The 20,937-nt window shown below is 67.5% G+C and carries 23 protein-coding genes; 11 read left to right on the top strand and 12 right to left on the bottom strand.

Features of this window, described 5'->3' with window-relative positions; all coding sequences use genetic code 11:
- Window positions 1-16: 16 nt before the first annotated feature.
- The 4 genes from V9K99_RS20985 to V9K99_RS20970 are packed head-to-tail and all read right to left on the bottom strand — an operon-like array spanning window position 17 to window position 5,204.
- Window positions 17-2,065, bottom strand: a complete 2,049-nt coding sequence (locus tag V9K99_RS20985; protein ID WP_337007275.1) for a DUF4185 domain-containing protein — start codon at window positions 2,063-2,065, stop codon at window positions 17-19.
- Window positions 2,066-2,078: 13 nt separating this feature from the next.
- Window positions 2,079-2,879 (bottom strand): carbohydrate ABC transporter permease, encoded by an 801-nt coding sequence (locus tag V9K99_RS20980; RefSeq protein WP_337007277.1) that lies wholly within the window; start codon window positions 2,877-2,879, stop codon window positions 2,079-2,081.
- Complete coding sequence (locus V9K99_RS20975; RefSeq protein WP_337007279.1) at window positions 2,869-3,789, bottom strand: carbohydrate ABC transporter permease; 921 nt, start codon at window positions 3,787-3,789, stop codon at window positions 2,869-2,871. The genes V9K99_RS20980 and V9K99_RS20975 overlap by 11 nt, the downstream gene beginning before the upstream one ends.
- A 35-nt stretch (window positions 3,790-3,824) precedes the next feature.
- Window positions 3,825-5,204, bottom strand: a complete 1,380-nt coding sequence (locus V9K99_RS20970; protein WP_337007281.1) for an ABC transporter substrate-binding protein — start codon at window positions 5,202-5,204, stop codon at window positions 3,825-3,827.
- Between the two features lie 240 nt (window positions 5,205-5,444).
- On the opposite strand from V9K99_RS20970, the gene V9K99_RS20965 reads away from it, so the two are divergent.
- The 3 genes from V9K99_RS20965 (at window position 5,445) to V9K99_RS20955 (ending at window position 8,125) form a co-directional block, all read left to right on the top strand.
- Window positions 5,445-6,092 carry a KpsF/GutQ family sugar-phosphate isomerase gene (locus V9K99_RS20965; RefSeq protein ID WP_337007283.1) on the top strand — a complete coding sequence of 216 codons (648 nt, stop codon included), beginning with the start codon at window positions 5,445-5,447 and terminating at the stop codon, window positions 6,090-6,092.
- On the top strand, window positions 6,089-7,048 hold the full coding sequence (locus V9K99_RS20960; RefSeq protein WP_337007285.1) for a ribokinase: 960 nt from the start codon (window positions 6,089-6,091) through the stop codon (window positions 7,046-7,048). The genes V9K99_RS20965 and V9K99_RS20960 overlap by 4 nt, the downstream gene beginning before the upstream one ends.
- A 69-nt stretch (window positions 7,049-7,117) precedes the next feature.
- Window positions 7,118-8,125: a LacI family DNA-binding transcriptional regulator gene (locus V9K99_RS20955; protein WP_337007287.1), complete on the top strand. Its 1,008-nt coding sequence runs from the start codon at window positions 7,118-7,120 to the stop codon at window positions 8,123-8,125.
- 101 nt (window positions 8,126-8,226) lie between these two features.
- On the opposite strand, the gene V9K99_RS20950 is transcribed toward V9K99_RS20955, so the two are convergent.
- Window positions 8,227-9,120, bottom strand: a complete 894-nt coding sequence (locus V9K99_RS20950) for an NAD-dependent dehydratase (RefSeq protein ID WP_337007289.1) — start codon at window positions 9,118-9,120, stop codon at window positions 8,227-8,229.
- On the bottom strand, window positions 9,117-9,953 hold the full coding sequence (locus V9K99_RS20945; RefSeq protein ID WP_337007291.1) for a phosphotransferase family protein: 837 nt from the start codon (window positions 9,951-9,953) through the stop codon (window positions 9,117-9,119). The genes V9K99_RS20950 and V9K99_RS20945 overlap by 4 nt, the downstream gene beginning before the upstream one ends.
- A gap of 223 nt (window positions 9,954-10,176) precedes the next feature.
- On the opposite strand from V9K99_RS20945, the gene dapD reads away from it, so the two are divergent.
- The 3 genes from dapD to V9K99_RS20930 all read left to right on the top strand — a co-directional run bounded on the left by dapD (window position 10,177) and on the right by V9K99_RS20930 (window position 12,770).
- The gene (gene dapD / locus V9K99_RS20940) at window positions 10,177-11,118 is read left to right on the top strand and encodes a 2,3,4,5-tetrahydropyridine-2,6-dicarboxylate N-succinyltransferase (protein WP_337007293.1); all 942 of its coding nucleotides are present in this window, start codon (window positions 10,177-10,179) and stop codon (window positions 11,116-11,118) included.
- Between the two features lie 132 nt (window positions 11,119-11,250).
- A complete protein-coding gene (locus tag V9K99_RS20935; RefSeq protein WP_337007295.1) occupies window positions 11,251-12,228 on the top strand; it encodes a hypothetical protein in 978 nt (325 codons plus the stop codon).
- A gap of 41 nt (window positions 12,229-12,269) precedes the next feature.
- A complete protein-coding gene (locus V9K99_RS20930) occupies window positions 12,270-12,770 on the top strand; it encodes a hypothetical protein (protein ID WP_337007297.1) in 501 nt (166 codons plus the stop codon).
- A gap of 44 nt (window positions 12,771-12,814) precedes the next feature.
- On the opposite strand, the gene fdxA is transcribed toward V9K99_RS20930, so the two are convergent.
- Complete coding sequence (gene fdxA / locus V9K99_RS20925; protein ID WP_337007300.1) at window positions 12,815-13,141, bottom strand: ferredoxin; 327 nt, start codon at window positions 13,139-13,141, stop codon at window positions 12,815-12,817.
- A 115-nt stretch (window positions 13,142-13,256) separates the two neighbouring features.
- On the opposite strand from fdxA, the gene V9K99_RS20915 reads away from it, so the two are divergent.
- Both V9K99_RS20915 and V9K99_RS20910 read left to right on the top strand, forming a co-directional pair.
- A complete protein-coding gene (locus tag V9K99_RS20915; RefSeq protein WP_443137095.1) occupies window positions 13,257-14,195 on the top strand; it encodes a GNAT family N-acetyltransferase in 939 nt (312 codons plus the stop codon).
- Window positions 14,196-14,206: 11 nt separating this feature from the next.
- Window positions 14,207-14,632: a type II toxin-antitoxin system PemK/MazF family toxin gene (locus tag V9K99_RS20910; protein WP_337007307.1), complete on the top strand. Its 426-nt coding sequence runs from the start codon at window positions 14,207-14,209 to the stop codon at window positions 14,630-14,632.
- A 68-nt stretch (window positions 14,633-14,700) separates the two neighbouring features.
- On the opposite strand, the gene V9K99_RS20905 is transcribed toward V9K99_RS20910, so the two are convergent.
- The 5 genes from V9K99_RS20905 to V9K99_RS20885 form a co-directional block, all read right to left on the bottom strand.
- Window positions 14,701-16,476 (bottom strand): VanW family protein, encoded by a 1,776-nt coding sequence (locus V9K99_RS20905; RefSeq protein WP_337007309.1) that lies wholly within the window; start codon window positions 16,474-16,476, stop codon window positions 14,701-14,703.
- 126 nt (window positions 16,477-16,602) lie between these two features.
- On the bottom strand, window positions 16,603-17,121 hold the full coding sequence (locus V9K99_RS20900) for a flavin reductase family protein (RefSeq protein ID WP_337007310.1): 519 nt from the start codon (window positions 17,119-17,121) through the stop codon (window positions 16,603-16,605).
- Window positions 17,122-17,166: 45 nt separating this feature from the next.
- On the bottom strand, window positions 17,167-18,081 hold the full coding sequence (gene mshB / locus V9K99_RS20895) for an N-acetyl-1-D-myo-inositol-2-amino-2-deoxy-alpha-D-glucopyranoside deacetylase (protein WP_337007311.1): 915 nt from the start codon (window positions 18,079-18,081) through the stop codon (window positions 17,167-17,169).
- 53 nt (window positions 18,082-18,134) lie between these two features.
- Entirely contained in the window at window positions 18,135-18,431 is a 297-nt protein-coding gene (locus V9K99_RS20890) for a LuxR C-terminal-related transcriptional regulator (RefSeq protein WP_337007313.1), read from the bottom strand.
- A 130-nt stretch (window positions 18,432-18,561) separates the two neighbouring features.
- Window positions 18,562-18,930, bottom strand: coding sequence for a (deoxy)nucleoside triphosphate pyrophosphohydrolase (locus V9K99_RS20885; protein ID WP_337007315.1), 369 nt, complete (start codon window positions 18,928-18,930; stop codon window positions 18,562-18,564).
- Between the two features lie 60 nt (window positions 18,931-18,990).
- On the opposite strand from V9K99_RS20885, the gene V9K99_RS20880 reads away from it, so the two are divergent.
- The 3 genes from V9K99_RS20880 to V9K99_RS20870 all read left to right on the top strand — a co-directional run bounded on the left by V9K99_RS20880 (window position 18,991) and on the right by V9K99_RS20870 (window position 20,913).
- The gene (locus V9K99_RS20880) at window positions 18,991-19,617 is read left to right on the top strand and encodes a hypothetical protein (protein ID WP_337007317.1); all 627 of its coding nucleotides are present in this window, start codon (window positions 18,991-18,993) and stop codon (window positions 19,615-19,617) included.
- Window positions 19,618-19,724: 107 nt separating this feature from the next.
- Window positions 19,725-20,033 (top strand): hypothetical protein, encoded by a 309-nt coding sequence (locus V9K99_RS20875; RefSeq protein WP_337007319.1) that lies wholly within the window; start codon window positions 19,725-19,727, stop codon window positions 20,031-20,033.
- Window positions 20,034-20,112: 79 nt separating this feature from the next.
- Entirely contained in the window at window positions 20,113-20,913 is an 801-nt protein-coding gene (locus V9K99_RS20870) for a hypothetical protein (protein WP_337007320.1), read from the top strand.
- The last annotated feature ends 24 nt before the right edge of the window (window positions 20,914-20,937 follow it).

The following is a 20,937-nucleotide window of genomic DNA, read 5'->3' as shown; positions in this document are numbered from 1 at the left end:
ACAACCCGCCCGCGGATCACTCGACGGTGAAGTCGTCGACCTGGATCCAGGTGTCGGTGTTGGGGGCGTTGAAGCCGGCGTAGACGGTTAGTTCGTGGATGTTGGGTGGGACTGTGACGGTGAGCTCGTGGTGGACGTAGCCGGTGGAGGCGCCGAAGGTCTTCGAGGCGAGGTCCTGGGTGCCTAGGCGGACGCCGAAGCGGCCCTGGTCGGCGGGGAGGCCGGCGGAGGCGTTGATCCAGGAGCCGAAGGTGTACGTCGTTCCTGGGTTGACCGGCACGGTTTGGTAGAGGGCGCTCCAGCCGGTGCAGGTGCAGCGGATCCAGCCGTTGTTGGCGCCGGAGTGGGCGAAGCCGAGACCGCGGTCGACACCGTTGGCCGCCGTACCCTCGAAGAGCCACGCCGGTTTGCCACCGCCTGTTCCCTCGAATCCACCGTCCGCGAGTTGAGCGACGTACCGGACCGCCAACTCGGACACCGAGGTGTAACTGCGGGTCCCACCCGGCAAACCGATCACCCGCACACCGTCCGTTTCCTGCACAGGGAACGTGATGGTGTACGTCGTGTTAGCACCCGCCGACGCGTCACCCGGATAAGCAGGTGAGACCGTCTGCGCGGCGACCTCCACCCACGAGCCGTCGACCTTCACCTGGACCCGCGGCCGGCCGGTGAAGTACCCGCCCTCGGCCGACACCGCTCCAGACGTGAACTCGACCCGGTTGACCTTGTGCTTTCCCGGCCAGGTGTAACCCCACCACGACGCGCCCTTCACCTCGTCATCGAAGTCGGTCTCGCTCCCGGTCAGAGCACCGTCGTTCATCAGCGCGCGGCTGCCCGACTGCGTCGACTTGGAGATCGCCACAGCGCCGGTCGAGGCGGCCGCCAAGTTGGCATCACCAGGCAGATTGCTCGCCGCACTCGGCACGGACGGCGTCAGCACGAGCTTGCGCAGGTTGAAGTTGTAGACCGACGTACCGATCCCACCACCACCGCACGGACAGACGTTCGCCTGCACGTACATCGTCTTCCCGTCCGGCTGGACGAACTTGGACGGGATCGTCACGCCGTACCCGCCGTACTTCGAGGTCGACCACGGATACCCGCCGAAGTCCTTGCTGAGGAAGTGTTTCCACGGCCCCCACGGCGTCGCCGACTCGTAGAACTCGAAGGTGTACTCCGTCCAGGACGTGTAGACATATCGCTTCTGCTGCGCCAGGTACGTGACCCCACCTTGGCTGATCACACTCAGGTTCGACGCGTTCGTCCCGTACGTCTGCGCATACAGCCGGCGCTGATCAGTGAGCACCGGCTTCCGCTCACCGATCTTCGACGTCCACGACGGCTTGCCCCGATCGTTGCCCCCGGCATAGAACTCCCAGGCGCCACGATCCTGGACCTTGCCGCGAGGAACCCGCGCCATGAACACGCTCTGCGGATCCGCGACGGTGTCGTCGAACGAGTCCCGCCAGTTCCCGTCCAGCCCGTAGGCGTAGACATACCCGTCCGGCGCGAGCGCGCCACCCTTGCCGAAGTCCGCGAACCAGACCGTCGTGAACACGTGATCGGCGAACATCGGCTTGTGCTTGTCCCATGTCCAGGTCCGGCCGTGATCGGTCGACTTGAGGATCGTCGCCGCCGGTACGTCGTTGAAGTCGAGAGCCAGATCCTGGACCGCCAGGTAGATCGTGTCCCCGACACAGACCATGCCGGTCGGTTTGCGGTTGTACCCGGCACCACTCCAGATCGACCCGACCTGGTCGCCCTTCGAGATCGTCGTACCGGAGAGGTCTCCGGGGGAACCGGTGATCTCGTTGACCGCGATGTCGGCGAAGTCCTGGTCCAGGCTGAACCCCTTGCCGTCGCCGTTGGCGGCGTACAGCTTGTCGTTGCCGGCCCAGCAGGACGGCCACAGGTCGCCGTCACTCTGGCTCGGCATCCCCTTGGACTCAACCTGGGCGGTGCCGATCGAGGTGCTGTCGGCAACCACCTCGGCAGCGGAATGGTCGAGGAGCGCCGCCGACCCGAAGACCAGCGGCAGAACAGCAAGCAAAGCCCCACGCTTCATGAAACAAGGCCCTTCACTTGAGACCGGTCGTCTTCATCGCGTCGACCAGCCGGCGCTGACCCGCGACGAACACCACGACGGTCGGGAGGGCCGCGATCACGGCGGCCGCGAGGATGAGGTTCCACGCCGAGGCGTACTGACCCTGCATGCCGGACATGCCGAGCTGGATCACCCGCAGGTCCGGGTTCCGGGTGATGGTCAGCGGCCAGAGGAACGCGTTCCAGTTGGCCAGGAAGAACAGCACCGACAGCGAGGCCAGCACCGGCCGGCTGAGCGGCAGGATGACACTCCAGTAGCGGCGCCAGTAGCCGCAGCCGTCCAGGTCGGCGGCCTCTTCCAGCTCGCGCGGGATGTTCAGGTAGTACTGCCGGAGCAGGAAGATGCCGAAGGCATGGAAGATGCTCGGCACGATCAGGCCGGCGTAGCTGTCCAGCAGACCGAGTTGCTTGGCCACCAGGAACAGCGGCACCAGGATGACCGGCAGCGAGACGAGCAGCGTCGACATGATGCCGGAGAAGATGATCCCGCGACCGGGGAATCGCAGCCGGGCCAGCGCGTACGCCGCCATCGAGTGGAAGAACAGGGCCACCACGGTGACGACCACCGAGACGATCGCGCTGTTCATCAGGAACGTCGGCATCGGGATCTTGAACAGCACGTACTGCAGGTTGTCCAGCGTCCATCGCGTCGGCCAGCCGAACGAGAACACGTCCTCGGCCGGCTTCAGCGCGCTGATCAGGATCCAGAGCAGTGGCGCCACCGCGATGATCGCCAGCACATGGGCCAGGACCGGGAAGAAGAATCTAGTCCTCATCGAAACGGCCTCCCTTCGTGAAGGCGAACATCAGGCCGGTACAGGCCACCAGGATCGCGACGACCACGGTGGTCAGCGCGGCGGCGTACCCCATGTTGTTGAAGGTGAAGGCCTGCTCGTAGACGTAGAGGACGACGGTGCTGGTGGCCCGGGCCGGACCGCCGTGGGTCAGGACGAAGACCAGGTCGAACGCCTGCAGACCGGTGACCGCACCGATCGTCGAGTTCACCACCACGAAGAAGCTCGTCGGTCGCATCAGCGGCCAGATCACGTAGCGGAACCGTTGCCAGGTGCTCGCGCCGTCGATCTGGGCCGCGTCCTCGAGCTCCTTCGGGACATCTTTGAGACCGGCCAGCAGCACCAGCATCTGGTAGCCCATCACGAACCAGACGCTGATCACGACATAGGTGCCGAGGGCAAGTGACGGCGTACCGAGGAACGACACGTCGCTGAGGCCGAACGGCGCCAGCAGCTTCGAGAGCGCACCGCGCTTGTCCACCAGCAGGAACTGCCAGATCAGACCGACGACGACGAGGCTGACCACGTGCGGCAGGAAGAACGCGGACCGGACCCAGCCGATCCCGCGGAAGTGATTGCGGACCAGCATCGCCAGCGCGAAGCTGACCACGAAGGCGAGCGGTACGAACGTGACGACGTACATCGCGGTGACCTTGAGCGACGCCCACAACTGGTCGTCACCGGCCATCAGCTTGTAGTTGTCCAGACCGACGTACTGGTAGTTGCCGAAGCCGTCGACCTTGAAGAACGCGACCCCGAAGGCGAGCACCATCGGCAGCGCGACGAAGATCAGCAAACCGATGGCGTCCGGTGCGAGGAAGGCGTACGCCGCCAGCGCCTCGCGCCGTTTCCGGGTCAGCGGAGCCTTGCCACGGGAAGCCGAAGCCCTCACCAGGGGCTTGGACGGGGGAGCTGTCGTGGTCACCATCAGCTGATGGGCGCGCCCTGGTAGGTCTTCAGGAACGTGTCGATCCGGGCCGCTGCATCAGCCGCTGCCTTCCCCGGGTCGGCCGCGTTCAGCTGGCAGGCCTGGATGGCGTCGGCGATCGGCTGGTACACCTCCGGTGGGAACCGCGGCTCCGGCTTGCCAGTCGGCGCGATCTCGCTGACGAACTTCTTCAGCGCACCTTCGGCGAACGCGCCCTTGGCGTCCGCGGCCTGCTGCACCGACTTGCGCGGCGGCACGTTGGTCTTCACCACGGTGTTCCACTGCCGTTGCCGCTCGACGCCCGCGGCATCGGTCGAGCCGAGTGCCCACGCGATGAACTTGGCCGCGGCCCCGGGGTTCTTGCCCTTGGCGTTGGCGACGAAGGCCCAGCCGCCGAGGTCGGTGGCCGGCTTCCCGCCGTCGGGCGTCGGGTGCGGGATGATCCCGTACTTGAAGTTCTTCGCCTTGGCCCGCATGTCCGCGACCGCCCAGATCCCGCTCTGCTGCATCGCGGCCGCACCGGAGCCGAGGTTGGACACCACGTCACCACCACCGTCACCGAGCGCCTTGCGCGGCGCCACCTTGTTCTGAATGGTGTCCTGCCAGAACTTCAGTGCCTGTACGGCGGCCGGCGAGTCGAACGCGACCTTGCCGTCCTTGATCGCCGTACCGTCGCCCTGCCAGAGGAACGGGTACCAGGTGAAGTTCTGGTAGTAACCGGGCAGCGTCTCGAACATCACGCCGTACCGGTCCTTGCCGGTCAACTTCTCCGCGACCGCGAGAGTCTGCTCCCACGTCTTCGGCAGGTCGGCCTCGGACAGGCCGGCCTTCTCGAACGCGGTCTCGCTGTAGTACATCGCGAGCGGCTCGATCTCCATCGGCAGGCCGTAGACCTTGCCGTCCACGCTGCGCGCCTCGAGCAGGCCGGGCAGGTAGTCGGCCTTGGACTCCTCCGACAGCGCCGAGCCGAGATCCTGCAGGACGCCGCCGTTGTAGTAGCGGAGGAAGTCACCGGGACTGATCAGGAAGATGTCCGGACCCTGCCCCGACTGGAAGGCGGTCTGCAGGGTGGTGCCGTTCAGGTAGTCCTTACCGGGGATGTAGCGCAGCTTGACCTTGACGTCGTTGTTCTTGTTCCACTCGTCGACGACGGAGATGAACCACTTGCTCTGCGGCCCCTGGTCGTCGGACGGACCGTAGAAGTTCCAGAACGACATCTCCTTGGCGTTGCCGCCGGATTCGTCACCACCACAGGCGGTCAGCAACGGTCCACCGACCGCCGAGGCGGCGAGGGCGCCGAGTCCGCCGCGCAGGATCGTCCGCCGGCTGACCGGCGTCGCAGGGCTGTTCTCGCTGGCAGGGAAGGGTGTTGCGGCCATCAGGTGCTCCAGGGGTGTTGTCTCGAACGGCCGACCGGGTTGGAACCGTTTTCAGGGCAATCGATTTCTCGCAATCTACGAGTGCCGATCTGGCCGGTCAAGAGCCGGACCGGTGTCGATCTGATCAACTGCCCGGATTTCCCCGTGTGGGCGAGGTTTCGACGAGGGTGCAGACGTTGACACTGCCCGACCCCGCTGCCTAGTCTGCGGAAATCGATTTCTGAGATGAGAGGGTTCTTGATGCCAGTTGTGCCGAATCGTGGCGGTGTCGAGGCACCCCGGGATCTGGTCGCGTTGGGGCTGCAGGCGGCGCGGAACGCGATCGAGACCGAGGCCGCGGCCGTGTCGGCGCTGGCGGACCGGCTGGACGGGGTCTTCCTGGACGTGCTGATCGCGGTCGCCGGCTGCGAGGGTCACCTGGTGGTGACGGGCCTCGGCAAGTCCGGGCTGGTCGGCCGGAAGATCGCCGCCACCCTGGCCAGCATCGGTACGCCGGCCACCTTCATCCACTCCGGCGACGCACTACACGGCGACTCCGGTGCGGTGACGACGCGCGATCTCGTCCTGGCCCTGTCCGCATCCGGCGAGACCGCGGAGGTGTGCGCATTCGCCCGGATGGTGCGCGAGCGCGAGGTCCCGGTGATCGCGATGACCGGTAACGAAGAGTCCACGCTGGCACGGATCTCGACGTACACGCTGGACACGATGGTGTTGCGCGAGGCGGATCCGCTGAACCTCGCCCCGACCGCATCGACCACGGCCGCGCTCGCGATGGGTGACGCACTGGCCTGCGCTCTCGTCGTACTGCGGGACTTCAGTCACCACGACTTCGCCCGCTTCCATCCATCGGGCGCACTCGGCCGGCGACTCCTCGGGGAAGACGCATGAGCCGGTACGACGTGTGCGTGCTCGGCTCGTTCATGAAGGACTTGGTCGCGACCGCGGACCGGCGGCCATTGCCGGGCGAGACGCTGCACGGCACCGGGTTCGCGGAGTTCCTTGGCGGCAAGGGCGTCAACCAGGCGGTCGCGGCCGCGCGGATGGGGGCACGGACTGCGATCGTCGGAACGATCGGCGAGGACCGGTACGGCGAAGAGTTCCTTGAACTACTCGAGTCCGACGGTGTCGACACCGCGTGGGTCGTCCGGCATCCGTCGCTCGGCACCGGGGTCGGACTGCCGCTGGTCCTGCCGGACGGCGGCAACTCGATCATCATCGTGTCCCGCGCGAACGCCGCGATCACTCCCGCCGATGTTGAAGCGGCGGCCGACGTACTGACCGCGAGCACTGTGCTCAGCGTGCAACTGGAACTCCCGGTCGAGGCGAGCCGAGCTGCCCTCCAGTTCGCCTCGACCGCGGGTGTCACCACGATCCTCACGCCGGCGCCGGTCGGCCCGGTCTCTTCTTCGCTGGCGCCGTACGTCGACATCCTGGTCCCGAACGAGGTCGAGGCGGCCGCGCTCACTGGACTGGACTGCGACGACGAGTCGCAGGTGCCGGTGATCGCGCGCAAACTCGCGGACGAGTGGGACCTGCTCGGTTGTGTGGTGACCCTCGGATCGCGTGGCGCGTTTGTTGTCGACCGTCGGGCCCGGGAAGAGGTCTGGATCGAGCCGCACCGGGTGGCAACAGTGGACACGGTCGGCGCCGGCGATGCCTTCTGTGGGTCGCTGGCCGCGTCACTCGCATCGGGTGCTCAGCTCGTTGACGCCGTACGACTGGCCAACGCGGCCGGTGCGTTGTCGACCACCGTGAACGGCGCCGCCGACTCCGCCCCCGACCGCTTGGCTGCCCTTGCACTCCTCGATGAGGCGGCCTTCGGCGTCGGACCGCCGTCCTCGTGAGATCCTTTTCCCCGGATCGGAGCTAGAGTGCGATCCAGACGATCAACTGGACTCCAGCGGGGAGCAGGCATGACGACGATCTACGACGTCGCGCGTAGATCCGGCGTGTCTCCGGCCACCGTGTCGCGCGTGCTGAGCGGGCGACGGAACGTGGATCCGGAGCTGTCCGAGAAGGTGCGCGCCGCGGTGGCGGAACTGGGTTACCGCCCGAACGGCGTGGCCAGAAACCTTCGCAAATCCAGTACGAACCTGTGGGCCGTTGTCATCTCCGACATCGAGAACCCGTTCTTCACCTCACTGGTCCGCGGCCTCGAGGACGTCGCCCAGACCGAGGGCTATCACGTCGTACTGTGCAACTCCGACGAGGACCCGGCCAAGGAGGCGGCATACGCATCGGCGGTGCTGACCGAGCAGATGGCCGGCGTGGTCATCTCCCCGACCAGTACGGCGGACGGCGTGAAGCTACTCGCGGACGCGAAACTCCCGATGGTGCTGATCGACCGCCGGGTCGACGGCGTCGAAGCGGACACCGTGCTGGTCGACAACGAGCACGGCGCTCACGAGGGCGTGAAGCACCTGATCGACGGCGGCTACCAGCGGATCGCGTGCATCACCGGTCCACGCAAGGTCAGTACGGCGATGGACCGGCTGGCCGGCTACCGGGCAGCACTGCGGGCCGGCGGGATCCGCTACGACAAGGAGCTGGTCCGGCACGCCGACTTCCGCGAGGCCGGCGGGTACGCCGCGATGGAGAGCCTGCTCGAACTCCCCGAACCACCCGAGGCCCTGTTCGTCACCAACAACCTGATGACGGTCGGCGCCCTCGAATGCCTTGCCAAGAAGGGCGTCCGGGCCCCCGCCGACATCGCCGTCGTCGGCTTCGACGACATCCCCTGGGCCGACCTCGTCGTCCCCAGCCTCACCACCGTCGCCCAGCCCACCTACGAACTAGGCCGCACCGCCGGCCTGCTACTCAAAGACCGGATAGCCTCCCCCGGCCGCCCCCCATCCACCGTCACCCTCCGCACCGAACTCCACATCCGCGCCACCTCATCCCCCCGCAAGAAAAAGAAGTAAAGAACACCGCTCCGCGGCGACTCATCCGCGGGCTCCCGGGACCTTGGGAAGCCACCGACCAGATTTCGGGGGGGTTTGTGGTTGGTGGGTTCTCAAGGTGGTTAGTGCGGGGGTGGGGGTGGGGTGTTGCCCTCGCGGAGCCAGGTTATGTAGTCGTGGGCTGTGGTTTGGGGTGGGCGGAGGGTTAGGCCGGCGGTCATGGCTCGGGTGTTGGTTAGTTGGAAGGTGCCGTCGTTGGTGCCGTCGTGCGGTAGGTGGAAGCGATCCACCGCCGGTGACCAGTCCACTGGCCCTGGATCAGGTACGGCGGAGCGCCAGGCGTCGGCCAGGGCGGACATGGTGGTGGACGGGCTGACGGCGTTGAACGGGCCGGGGATCTGGTCGACCGTGAGGTGGAGCAGGAAGGCGGCCAGGTCGCGGGCGTCGATGTGCTGGATGGGTTGGTCGGGGCGGGCAGCGCATTCGAGCGTCTTGCCGTGGGCGAGCGCCTCGCCCCAGTTGCCGAAGTCCGGGTTGTAGGGGCCGACGACGAAGCCGGAGCGTACGACGGCCGTGCGGTCGGCGAAGTGGGCCTTGAGCAACGATTCGCAGCGGACCTTGGAAGGGCCGTAGAGGTCCATGGTGAAGTGGTCCTCGGGCGCGCCGTCCGGCCAGGGTAGAAGTGGCGCGTCCTCCGTCATCCCCGGAGTGATCTTGCTGGCGTAGACGGCGATCGACGACATGTAGGTGTAGTGACCGACGCGATCCCGGAGCAGTTCGGCACTTCGTCGTACGTCGTGAACCAGGAAGCCGGACATGTCGATCACGCCGTCCCACTCCCCCGCCGCCAGAGCATCCGGGGCCGAGCGATCGCCGGTCAGCCGGCGCACCGACGGGAACAGCGACGGATTGGTGCGGCCGCGGTTGAAGAGCGTCACGTCGTGGCCGTCGCGGAGAGCGGCCTCGACCACGTGGCGGCCGAGGTTCTTGGTGCCGCCGAGGACGAGGAGCTTCACGCCAGCGCTCCGACCACGTCCTCGAGTTCGGCGAGCAGGCCGTCGATCCAGTTCTTCGACTCGGGGATGGTCCGCAGACCTTCCTCGACGATGAACTTCAACGCGACCAGGTAGAAGCAGCCGCCGCCGACCAGCACCTGACGCTCCACCAGGGCCCGATCGGTGCCGGTGGCATCGATGTAGCGGGCAATGATCGGCTCGCGGTCATGGCCGAGCGCGACCGCGTCGCGGATCAACGTGTACAGGTCGCTGAGGTGCGGGGCCAGGTAGGCGCCCGGCCAGTCGATCGCGGTCCAGCGCGCGCCGTCGGTGACCAGGTTCTTGGGGACGAAGTCGCCGTGGACAACGGCCGTCGGCGCGTCCCGGTGCAACCCAGCCAGCGCCTCGGTGAGCGGAGCGACGTCGAAGCCGATCCGCCCGATCCGATCCGCCATCTCCTTCACCCGCTCCGGCGAGAACTCACTCCGGCCCTCCACCGATCGCCCCCGGATCGTCGCGAGCAGCTCCGCGCCCGCCACGAACCCCTCGGCCGTCGGCTCCTGCTCCAGCGTCACCCGGCCAACATCCGCGAGCACCAGAACGCCGTCGCCGGAGTGGATCAGCCGAGGCGCTGGGAGATCCAGCGGGACGACGAACCGCTCGTACATCGCGCCCTCGCCGTACTGGCCGTCCGTCCCACGCTTCACGATCACGCTGCGCAGGCCGTACGACAGCCGCCACACCTCCGACGAACCCCACTCCCGCAGCAACTCCCCATGCAACGCCTCAACCGCCGGCGCCTCGGTTGTCTGGAGAACTGGTACGGCGACGGTCTCGAGCCAGGCGGGACGCATCCGGAAACCCCTTTCACGACGACGGCCGACCAGTACATCACGTGCCGCCCGCCCGCGCCCGGGGTTTCACAGGCCTTTCCAAGGGAGCGCTCGGATGCCGGTCGGGGTGAAGAAGGTCTGGAGCCGTCTGGCAGGCTTTGGGTATGAGCGAGCGAAGCGAGCGAACAGACAACACAGTCGAGGTCTCGGTCGTGCCGGAGCCGAGCGCCAGCGAGGTGGAGGCATGACCGAGAACGCCACGCACGCCTGGGGCTTCGGCCTCGCCACCGTTACTGTCACCGGGACCGTCCTCGATGTCTGGTACCCGGCGCCTGAGCTCGGCGCCAAGCCGGCCGACGCCAAGGCGCCTGCCGAGCTGATCGCTGCTGAGGGCAATGACGAGTTGCGGCAGGTACGGCGTGAGGTCGTCGCGGCCGAGATCGCGCTGGACGAGGCCCCCGACGGCAGCACCGCGGACGCGTACCTGCGGCTGCACCTGCTGTCGCACCGGCTGGTTCGCCCGCACGGGGTCAACCTGGACGGCATCTTCGGCGCGCTGCCGAACAACGCCTGGACGTCACTCGGCCCGGTCCCGGTCGACGAGATCGAGCAGGTCCGGCTGCGGGCGCGCGCCGCCGGTCAGTACCTGACCGTGACGAGTGTCGACAAGTTCCCGCGGATGACGGACTACGTCGTCCCGAGTGGTGTCCGGATCGCCGACGCCGACCGGGTCCGGCTCGGCGCCCACGTGGCCGCCGGGACCACCGTCATGCACGAGGGATTCATCAACTTCAACGCCGGCACCCTCGGTACGTCGATGGTCGAAGGACGGATCGTGGCCGGAGTGGTGGTCGACGACGGCAGCGACATCGGCGCCGGCTCGTCGATCATGGGCACGCTGTCCGGCGGCGGCACGCAGGTCGTGTCGATCGGCAAGCGCTGCCTGCTCGGCGCGAACGGCGGCACCGGGATCTCGCTCGGCGACGACTGCGTGGTCGAGGCCGGCCTGTACGTGACCGCCGGCACCAAGGTCACCCTCCCGGACGGCAGCGTGGTCAAGGCCCGCGACCTGTCCGGCCAGCCGGGCCTGCTGTACCTCCGCAACTCGGTCACCGGCGCCGTCGAGGCTCGCCCCCGCAAGGGTGAGGGCATCGCGCTCAACGAAGCACTCCACGCCAACGCGTGAGGCTCTACGCCAAACGGATGATCCTCGTCGCCAAACGGATGACGCCGCCAACCATCATGACGTTCAGCACGTCAACCACTTCGTGACCCAACGACAGGAACCCCAGCCCCGCCCCCGAACGTTGGGAGCGGTATGCCGATGAAGCGGGGCGCCGTCGTTGCCGTGAGCGCACTGGGCGCGGTGGCCCTGGCCGTCGGCGTCGCGATCGCGTGGGTCGGCAACCAGGACTTCGGGCCGCTGCTGCCGCCGAAGGAGCAGTGCGAGGCCACGGTCAACGGCGCGACCGTCGTACTGGAGCCGGAACAGGCCGAGTCGGCGGCGATCATCGCGGGTGTCGCCGTACGGCGTGGGTTGCCGGCGCGGGCCGCGACGATCGCGCTGGCGACGGCGTACCAGGAGTCGGGACTGCGGAACCTGGCACACGGCGACCGGGATTCGCTCGGGTTGTTCCAGCAGCGGCCGTCGCAGGGCTGGGGTACGGCGGCGCAGGTGCGGGATCCGCACTACGCGGCCGGGAAGTTCTACGACGCGCTGGTGAAGATCCCGAACTACCAGAAGCTCGCGGTGACAGTCGCGGCCGACCGGGTGCAGCGGAGCGCGTTCCCCAACGCCTACGCGGATCATGAAGACGACGCTCGGATCCTCGCGTCAGCGCTGACCGGGCAGTCGAAGGCGGTCTTCAGCTGCACCGTGGACACGGATTCGGTGGACGCCCAGACGATGGGGCGGAACGGGTTGACCCCGCGGGCGGACGCCGTACGGCGGGATCTGCTGCTGACCTTCGGGAAGCTGTCGACCGGCGGATACGCGCCGGGCGGGATCCGGTCCGGGCACATGGAGGGCTCTGCGCACTACGAGGGCCGGGCAGTGGACGTCTTCGTGCGGCCGGTGTCGACGGCCAACACGACCAAGGGCTGGGCGATGGCGCAGTACCTGGTCGCGCGGGCGGAGCTGCTCAACATCCGCACGATCATCTTCAGCGACAAGATCTGGACCGCCGGACGCCGCTCCGACAACGGCTGGCGCGACTACACCCCACCCGCCCGCTCCGGCGATTCGGCCATCCTCCGTCACCTCGACCATGTGCACGTCGACGTCCAGGAGCAGTAGCGTCTGAAGACTGTCTGAAGGTAGGCGCTCACGCTGGGTGCATGGAGAATCTGGGGGCACGACACCGGCCGAACGTCTTGTTCAACCTGGTCGGTGTGTTGTTGATCGTGGCAGGCTGCGGCCTGACCATCTACGGACTCGCGACGGCGGTCGAGATCGTCCGGGGCTTCGACCCGTTCAGGGGTGACGGGCCGCCGGTGGCGGTCGCCGACGGGATGGCGCTGGCCTTCTGGGGGATCATCGTGTTCACCATCGGCCGGTACTTCTGGCGCGGGGCCAGGAAACGCGGCGGGCGGGATCGGTTCGGCCGGCTGCTGATCATCGTCGGCTATCTGCTGCTCGGCGTCGGCCTGGACGGTGGCTTGCATGCGGCCGCGGGCCTGATGTCGGCCTCGTCGGAGGCAACCGCACGGTCGGCCGTCATCGAGGCACTGATCACGACCTTCGTCTGGGGCGTTCCCGGCTCGATCCTGGCCGCCATCGGCTTCAGGCTCGCCGACGAGAAGGCCCTCGCCAAAGCCTCGGTGCGCGCGGAGTTCTGAGGTCTGGGGTGGGCAAACACCCACCCCAGACAGCACTCAGAGCCTTACTCGTCGTGTTCCTGCGGGGGCAGGGCCTCGATGAAGGGGTGGTCCTTGTCGATCTTGCCGAGCTTGGACGCACCACCCGGAGAGCCCAGGTCGTTGAAGAAGTCGACGTTCGCGGTGTAGTAGTCCTTCCACTGCTCCGGAGTGTCGTCCTCGTAGTAGATCGCCTCTACCGGACAGACCGGCTCGCACGCTCCGCAGTCGACGCACTCGTCAGGGTGGATGTACAGCATCCGGTTGCCCTCGTAGATGCAGTCGACGGGGCATTCCTCGACACAGGCGAGGTCCTTCAGGTCAACACACGGCTGCGCGATGACGTAGGTCACTGCTACTCCTCCTATGGCAGGCAAGCGCAGCGCTGGTCTTGGGGTGCTGCGATGCTGTGATGCAGGTATCTAGTATCACGGTAGTACTTCGCCCACTCTGCCAGGAGTCCGCATCGTGTCAGGCCCCAAAACGGGACTTAAGGCCCGTGATATCGGCCACCGTGTCGTCGTCCGGCACCGGATACCGGGCGGGCTCACCGACGTGATCGGCGTACTGCAGTCCTGGGACCCCGAAGGCCTTGTCGTTCGCCACGTTGACAGCAGTCTGCACGAGATTCATGTCAGCGATGTGACAGCGGCGAAAACGATCCCGGAGATGCCGCTGCGGCCGGTCGACGTGGAGCAGCTCTTCCTCACCACCGCACTGGGCCGGCCCGCGGTCGAAACGTCGTACGTCGGCCAGTGGTTGCTGCGGGCATCGTCGGGTTGGACCGGCCGGGCCAACTCGCTGCTGCCCGCGGGAGACCCCGGAATGCCCATTCCCGAGGCCCTCAAGCACGCTGAGGCCTTCTACGACGAGCGCGGCCTGCCACCGCTCGCGCTGGTCCGGCTCGGCAGCCCCGAGGAGGCCGAATTCATTGCCGCTGGGTGGACCGACGCCCGCCCGGGCCAGTCCGACGTCCTCGTCATGCACACCACCCTCGACCACGTGAACGCTTCCCCGGCGTACGACGTCCTGATCGCTGAGCAACCCGATGAGGCCTGGTACGCGGCCGCGTTGGACGGGCCGGTGCCCGAGCCTGCCCCGACCGTGATGGAGGGTGCCCCGAAGGCCGTGTTCGCCTCGATCAGCCTGGACGGCGTGGCGGTCGCGGTCGGCCGGGGCTCGATGACAGGCCATTGGCTCGGGGTGGACGCGATTCGGGTCGACCCGTCGTACCGCCGTCGAGGCCTCGGTACGGCGCTCCTCCAGGGGCTGGCCCGCTGGTCAGGGCCGCTCGGCGGTCGTCGTACCTACCTGGAGGTCCTGGAGGAGAACACGGCGGCTGTCACCACGTACAGCAACCTCGGGTACCAGCCCGCCTACCGCTACAGGTATCTCACCAACGGTTAGTCTCGGGTCCCATGGCGGATCACGTGGCGGAGCGGCCGGAGTACGCGGGGGACTTCGAGGGAGCGGTGCACGTGGAGTACACGCCGCACCCGGACGACGGGGTGGCGGATCCGGGCGAGATCGTGTGGACCTGGGTGCCGTTCGAGGAGGACCACAACCGGGGCAAGGACCGTCCGGTGCTGGTGGTGGGGTCGGACGGGCCGTGGTTGCTGGCGCTGATCCTGACCAGCAAGGACCACGACCGCGATGCCGCCGACGAGGCCCGCTGGGGTCGCGTCTGGCTGGACATCGGCAGCGGCTCCTGGGACAAGGACGGCCGCCGCAGCGAGGTCCGGCTGGACCGGGTACTACGGATCGACCCGGCCCAGGTACGACGTGAGGGCGCGGTGATCGGCGAAGACCTCTTCAACCAGATCGCGGCCCAACTGCAGAACTGACCACAGACCAGTTACGTCCGAAGAAGTGTGGGCTATAGGCCTCAGTTCTTCGGACGTAACTGGGTGGATCAGTTCGGTGGGCGGGTGGTGGCGCCGGTGGTGGGCCTGCCCATGCCTGGTGGGGTGGTGCTGGCGGGCGGCGGGGTGGTACCGGGCTTGGGGCCGCAGCGGATGTCGTCGGCCGCGTTGTACTTGGTCACGAAGGACTCGGTCTTCTTCCGGACGCCGTTCTGCGCGAAGTACCGGTAGACGGTGATGTCGAACCCGGCGGTCGGCGCCTGCGGGCGGCAGTCGGCAGCGGTGTTGTAGACCACCTTCGGCTGCCGGGGGTTCGTCTTGCCCGACTGCCCCGCGGTGATGTCCCAGACCTTGGTGCCCCAGATCTTCACCGTGATGCTGCCGGCGCTGCCCGGCGTGGACGCCTTGAAGATCGTCTGCACCAAGATCCCGTGACCGGAGTCGTTCAGGAACTTCATGTCCACCGACGGCCAGGCGACGGTCGCCTCCCGGCCGATCGGGTAGCGGCTGATGTAGACGCTGTGCGCCTTGTGCTCGACATCCTTCAGCCCGGCGAAGAAGGCCGCGTTGAAGGTGGTCGTGGCCGACTGCGAGACGCCGCCGCCGAGGTCCAGGACGAACTTGCCGCCGCTGATGATGTTGCCCTCGGTGAACCCGTTCTCCTTGGTCCGCTCACCGACGATCTTGTTCAGGCTGAACATCTCGTTCGACTTCAGCAGCGTGCCGTTGATCTTGCGCGCCGCGGTGCCGATGTTGACGTTGCGGTACGGCGCGTGCGGGAACTGGGTGGTGAACTGCCCCATCACTTCCTTGATCCCGAGCGCCGACGCGGCCTCGGTGGTCACCGCCGCCTTGGTCTGGGTGAGGGGGACCGCGGCCCGCCGCTCGCCGACCGGCTTGGGCAGGATCGCGATGATCGCCGGCAGCACCTTGGCCCGGTCCACCACCATGCCGTCGACGGCCGGGATCACCTTCGGCCCGGCGCCGACGATCTGCACCGTCGCGTCCTTCGGCAGCGTCTCCAGCGCCTTGAACCGCTCCTGGAACAGCGGCTCGAGCACCTTGCGGTTCAGCGTCGGGGTGAACTCGCCGTTCGTGGCCGTGAGCGTCAGCGCCGGTGCGATCTCGGACGGCCGCAACTCGACCGACTTCGACCCGACGGTCAGCCGGATCGGGCCCGACATCGCCGGTTCGGCGTACTCCGTCATCGCCTTCTCGATCGCCTCGGTCCCGGCCTGCGGCTTGGTCACCGCGACGGCGAGCTCGTCCGGCGTGGCGTCGGCCGGGTACGCGGCGAGCAGCGTGCTGGTCGCCTTCGCGTTGTCCAGCTGCAGCCCGTCGGCCGGCGCGTGCTGGACCGGCTTGGCGTCCTTGAACGTGATGGTGCCCTCGGTGGCCGGCCGGTTCACCTGCTTCGCGAGCTTGGCGATGGCCGCCTGCAGCTTCGTGTCGTCCTTCTTGATCACCGGCTGGACCGCGTCACCACCGGTGAGGGCCTGCCAGATGTGGCCCGGGGCCAGGCTGCGGCCCGCGCCCGTGGCATCGACGGTTGCATCGACGTCCACGCTGAGCCCGGCCTCGACCGGGTCCACCTTGTACGTCGACTCACCCGCCTTCAGCGTGACCGGCTGGGCCAGGCGGTCCTTCAGGCCGGCCTCGAGCTTCGCCTTGGCGTCTTTCTCGGACAGGCCGCCGAGCAGGATGCCGAGCACGGTCGTGTCGCCGGGGATCTTGTCACCGGCGAACGCGAACGCCGCCCCGTACCCCACCACGAGCACACCAAGCCCCGCCGCGGCGATGATCCCCGCGAGCTGCTTTCTCCCCACCGGACAGAGTCCTCCTGCTCGAAGCCGTGTACACAGGCTGCGCCCGCACGGGGCACAAGGGCACATCCTACGGGAAGGGGCAGCCCACTCCGACCGTCGGGGCAGGCCCGGCCCGCCCGTCCGGACCTAGAGGCCTGGTAGCTCTCGGTAACCGCCGGCGTAGTAGATCAACGCTGCGTGATCGTCAGACTCGGGAACGCCCAGGCTGAGGACCTCCCCGACCACGATCGTGTGGTCGCCACCGTCGTACGTCGCCCAGGTCCGGCACTCCAGCCACGAGAGCGCTCCCTCGATCACTGGGCAGCCGGTCTTCGGGCCGGCCGTCGTACCGATGCCGTCGAACTGGGTGTACAGATCCCGGCCCGACCGGGCGAACCGGTCGGCGATCGGCTGCTGGTCCGCGGCGAGCACCGACATCGCCCAGTACCCGCACTCCTGGACCGCGGCATGCATCCGGACACCCTTGTCGACGCAGACCAGCACCAGCGGCGGATCGAGCGAGAGGGACGTGAACGCGTTCGCCGTCATCGCGTGCGCGACCCCGTCCTGGAGCGTGCTCATGATGGTGATCCCGGACGCGAACCGTCCCAGCGCCGCACGGAACTCCGCGGGCGCCACACTCCCACTGGGGTCCGAGGACGACACCTCAGCAGCCTATGCCCGATGCCTCATCCCAGCATGTGGATCCCGTCACTCAAGACCGGCGAACAGATCGTGCTCCACCCCGTCCGGGCCGGGCGCGGCCGTCCCCTTGACCAGCCGGTACGCCTCCGAGCCCCAGATCTCGTTGCCGTTGTTGTTCGACAACGCGAAGAACGGGCCGTCGACCGTGATCTGGGTGGCGTGCGCCTTCATCGCGGTCATCTTCTGGTCCAGGAACTCCCCGGCCTCGATGACACAGTCGATGTACCTGTCCGGGGTGACGAACGGCCCGAGCGGCCCGTCCGGATCCAGCCCCTCGAACGTCGTCGTGTCACCCGACTCGCGCAGCTTCCGCAGACTCTCCCGCATCCCGGACTCGGCCATCGCCACCCAGTAGATCTTCGGGATGTCCCAGGCCGCCCCGAGATCCTCCCGGTACGACGGGGCGGCGGCGAGCGCGGCCGCGTACATGGCGACGCGATGCGCCTGGATGTGGTCGGGGTGGCCGTAGTTGCCGTACTGGTCGTAGGTCACCAGCACCTGGGGCCGGGTCTCGCGGATGACCGGGATCAGGTCGTTCGCCGCCTCGAGCAGGTCGGCCTGCCAGAAGCTGTCCTTCCGGGTGTCCGGCGGGACGTCGGCGTTGCCCTCGTCGTTGTAGATCATCCCGGTGTCGCGGTACTTGCCGGGCCCGCCGAGGAAGCGGTGGTCGGTGACGCCGAGCTCGGCCATCGCGGCGGCGAGCTCACCGATCCGGTGCTCGCCGAGCTGGTCGGTCTGATCGGAGGCCAGGTGGGTCAGGTCCGGGACGAGCACCTCACCCTCTTCACCGAGCGTGCAGGTGATCAGCGTGACCGCGGCACCCTCGGCCACGTAGCGCGCCATCGTCACGCCGTTGTTGATCGTCTCGTCGTCCGGGTGGGCGTGCACCAGCAACAGCCGGCGATCAGGAAGCTCACTCATGCCGAAAGCCTACGTCGCCGTTCGGACAGAAAACGGGGTGCCTGGCAGGGTGGTCAGCCGAAGCGGCGGACGAGCAGGCAGCCGGCCTGGAAGCGCGACTTGGCACCGAGACCGGCGATCAGGGCACTGATCTCGGCCCGGACCGTGCGCAGCGACAGGCCCAGCTCGCGGGCGATCGCCGCGTCCTTGGCGCCGGTGGACATCATCCGGCCGATCGCCACCTGACGACTGGTCAGCTCCTTCACCGCCGCCGGGACACGCCGTCGCGACCCCAGCTCGTAGACATCACAGACGATCTCCGGGGCGACGTCGTCCCTCGATACCGCGGGGACGACCTGGTAGACCGACATTCCTCACTCCTCCCCGTGTGTGCAGATGAGGAGATTCTCCCGTTCGGTCCAGACCGCCCACCAGGTACAACCCATACAGTTGACCCATACAGTTCATCGACAATGTGACTTCCGCCACTCAGAGCCACTGTCAGAGGTGCCGGCGCAACTCCCGGACGAACGGCCGGTCCGGCACCAGCCACACCGACTCGTCCAGCTCGTCCCAGGCGAACCACCGGAGCTCCGCGTGCTCCCGCAGTACCGGCTCCCCGGCCACGATCGAGGCCAGGTAGACGTGCAATCGATAGCGCTCGGAGATGCCGACCGGCGGGCCGAGTGACGCCCCGATCTTGATCTCCAGGTCGAGTTCCTCGCGGATCTCCCGGACCGCCGCCTGTTCCTCGGTCTCCCCCGGCTCGACCTTGCCGCCCGGGAACTCCCACCCGCCGTCAGGTCCGGGCCGGTACGCCGCCAGCACCAGACCAGCCCGGATCACGGCCACTCCAACGACTGTCTGCACGCGGCGACTCTTCCACAAATACAAGCAAAACTGTCGACGGCCTCCGGCAGGATGAGCCGTATGCCGTTGCAGAACAGGGTTTTGCCCACTCAGGAGATCGTGGCCGAGCCGGGCCGCGGCCTGCTGATGGGCAACCGCGGCAGGCTGCACGGACCCGACCGCAGCCTCGGCACCACCCGCTGGCGATCCAAGGCGTGGATCTGCTGCGTCCTTGACTGGAAGGGCGTTCGGCGCGATCCGATGCCGCCGGGACGCTGGACCGCACTGTTCTTCTTCGACGAGGCCGTCGCCCTCGCGGCCGGCCATCGCCCGTGCCACTACTGCCGCCGCAGGGACTTCCTCCTGTACGCCGGTGCGTGGGCCAGCGGTCGCGGTCTGGACGAGCGACCGCGAGCTGCGGCGATGGACGCACAACTCCACCTCGAGCGCGTCGACCCACGCACCCGGCAGCAACGCACCACCATCCGGGAGCTCGACGAACTCCCTGACGGCGCGATGATCCGGTACGACGGCCGCCCGGCCCTGATCCTCGACCGCCACGTGCTGCCCTGGTCCTGGCAGGGGTACGGCGATCCGGTCCGGCCACCCGGGCTGCACGAGGTCGCCGTACTCACGCCACCGGCGAATCTCGTTGTACTGAAGGCGGGATTCACTCCATTACTGCACCCGACGGCGCTCGGCAACTGAGGTAAGCCTTACTAGAAACACGCCGTACCGAAGGGTCTTCCGTTGGGCGCCTGGCAGGGGCAAAGTGTGCCCATACTGACAGCTACAAAACAATCACTGGAGTCGGCATGGGTGCTGAGTTCAATAGCGGGGGCAACAGCGGCGTTGCCGCAGTCGTCCGCGCGCTCGAGACGCTGCATGCAGCCGTCGGGAAACTCAGTCAGGAGTACGGTGACACCCTCGGCATCCGCCGGTTGGTGTCGGACGTGGCCAGGCTGAACGACGATCTGGCCGAGCTCGGCCCTCCCGACCCCCGTCACAGACCCGGACCTGTTCCGGAGGAACTCGAGGAGATTCCCGACGTGGAGTATGACGCGTCCATGTGGACAGACGCGGAGCACGAAGGCTTCGGCGCGCCGGACAGGCACGCCCCGTGATCGAGCGCAGCGAGAGAACAATTGAACACAGCGGCGAGTCGCCAGCAGAATCGCCCGCAGCGAAGCGAGGACGATTCTGATGGCGACTGGAGTAAGCGCACCCGGTCGCGCGCAGATCGGGCTGAAAACCGCACGAACCGATCGCTGGTGGCTGGCGCCGCTGCGGATCGGGGTGATCCTGGGCTTCTTCATCGTCTACGCGACGGTCCGGATCTTCATGAACAAGTGGTACTGGGTCGACGACTACCATTACCTCACCCCGCTGTACTCCCCCTGCATCAGCGACTCCTGTGTCGAGGGCTCCAGTCACCTGGGCACCTGGTTCCCCAAGTTCCCGGTGTTCCTGCCGCTGAGCATCATCACCTTCGCGGTGCTGGCCGGCTTCCGCGGCACCTGCTACTACTACCGCAAGGCGGGCTACCGGTCGCTGTTCTTCGCACCGGCCGCCTGCGCGGTCCCGGAGCCGCACAAGAAGTACACCGGTGAGCGCAAGTTCCCGCTGATCGCGCTGAACCTGCACCGCTACTTCTTCTACGGCGCGCTGATCTTCGGTCTGCTCAACGTGTACGACGGCATCCTCGCCTTCCACGGCAAGGACGGCGGCTTCGGCATCGGCCTGGGCACGGTGATCATCTGGGTCAACCTGGTGATGCTCTGGCTGTACACGCTGTCCTGCCACGCCTGCCGGCACATCGTCGGCGGCCGGCTGAAGAACTTCTCCAAGCACCCGCTGCGCTACCGGTACTGGACCTTCGTGTCCAAGCTGAACCCCAAGCACGGCACGTTCGCGATGACGTCGCTGTTCACCGTGATCCTGACCGACGCCTACATCATGGCGGTCTCGGCCGGCTGGTTCTCCGACCTGCGCATCTTCAACTGAGCAGCATCTATTCTTTGGGACTTT

The organism is Kribbella sp. CCNWLW201 (genome assembly GCF_037203805.1).
In the GTDB taxonomy this organism is placed as follows: Bacteria; Actinomycetota; Actinomycetes; order Propionibacteriales; family Kribbellaceae; genus Kribbella.
Note: the sequence above shows the minus strand (reverse complement) of the source record. Positions and strands in the feature narration are given on the sequence as shown.

What these genes read in the sequence shown, in the direction of transcription:
- V9K99_RS20985 (WP_337007275.1), bottom strand. Translation starts at nt 2,065, where the DNA reads ATGAAGCGTGGGGCTTTGCTTGCTGTTCTGCCGCTGGTCTTCGGGTCG.
- V9K99_RS20980 (WP_337007277.1), bottom strand. Translation starts at nt 2,879, where the DNA reads ATGAGGACTAGATTCTTCTTCCCGGTCCTGGCCCATGTGCTGGCGATC.
- V9K99_RS20970 (WP_337007281.1), bottom strand. Translation starts at nt 5,204, where the DNA reads ATGGCCGCAACACCCTTCCCTGCCAGCGAGAACAGCCCTGCGACGCCG.
- V9K99_RS20965 (WP_337007283.1), top strand. Translation starts at nt 5,445, where the DNA reads ATGCCAGTTGTGCCGAATCGTGGCGGTGTCGAGGCACCCCGGGATCTG.
- V9K99_RS20960 (WP_337007285.1), top strand. Translation starts at nt 6,089, where the DNA reads ATGAGCCGGTACGACGTGTGCGTGCTCGGCTCGTTCATGAAGGACTTG.
- V9K99_RS20955 (WP_337007287.1), top strand. Translation starts at nt 7,118, where the DNA reads ATGACGACGATCTACGACGTCGCGCGTAGATCCGGCGTGTCTCCGGCC.
- V9K99_RS20945 (WP_337007291.1), bottom strand. Translation starts at nt 9,953, where the DNA reads ATGCGTCCCGCCTGGCTCGAGACCGTCGCCGTACCAGTTCTCCAGACA.
- dapD (WP_337007293.1), top strand. Translation starts at nt 10,177, where the DNA reads ATGACCGAGAACGCCACGCACGCCTGGGGCTTCGGCCTCGCCACCGTT.
- V9K99_RS20935 (WP_337007295.1), top strand. Translation starts at nt 11,251, where the DNA reads ATGCCGATGAAGCGGGGCGCCGTCGTTGCCGTGAGCGCACTGGGCGCG.
- V9K99_RS20930 (WP_337007297.1), top strand. Translation starts at nt 12,270, where the DNA reads ATGGAGAATCTGGGGGCACGACACCGGCCGAACGTCTTGTTCAACCTG.
- V9K99_RS20910 (WP_337007307.1), top strand. Translation starts at nt 14,207, where the DNA reads ATGGCGGATCACGTGGCGGAGCGGCCGGAGTACGCGGGGGACTTCGAG.
- mshB (WP_337007311.1), bottom strand. Translation starts at nt 18,081, where the DNA reads ATGAGTGAGCTTCCTGATCGCCGGCTGTTGCTGGTGCACGCCCACCCG.
- V9K99_RS20890 (WP_337007313.1), bottom strand. Translation starts at nt 18,431, where the DNA reads ATGTCGGTCTACCAGGTCGTCCCCGCGGTATCGAGGGACGACGTCGCC.
- V9K99_RS20880 (WP_337007317.1), top strand. Translation starts at nt 18,991, where the DNA reads ATGCCGTTGCAGAACAGGGTTTTGCCCACTCAGGAGATCGTGGCCGAG.
- V9K99_RS20875 (WP_337007319.1), top strand. Translation starts at nt 19,725, where the DNA reads ATGGGTGCTGAGTTCAATAGCGGGGGCAACAGCGGCGTTGCCGCAGTC.
- V9K99_RS20870 (WP_337007320.1), top strand. Translation starts at nt 20,113, where the DNA reads ATGGCGACTGGAGTAAGCGCACCCGGTCGCGCGCAGATCGGGCTGAAA.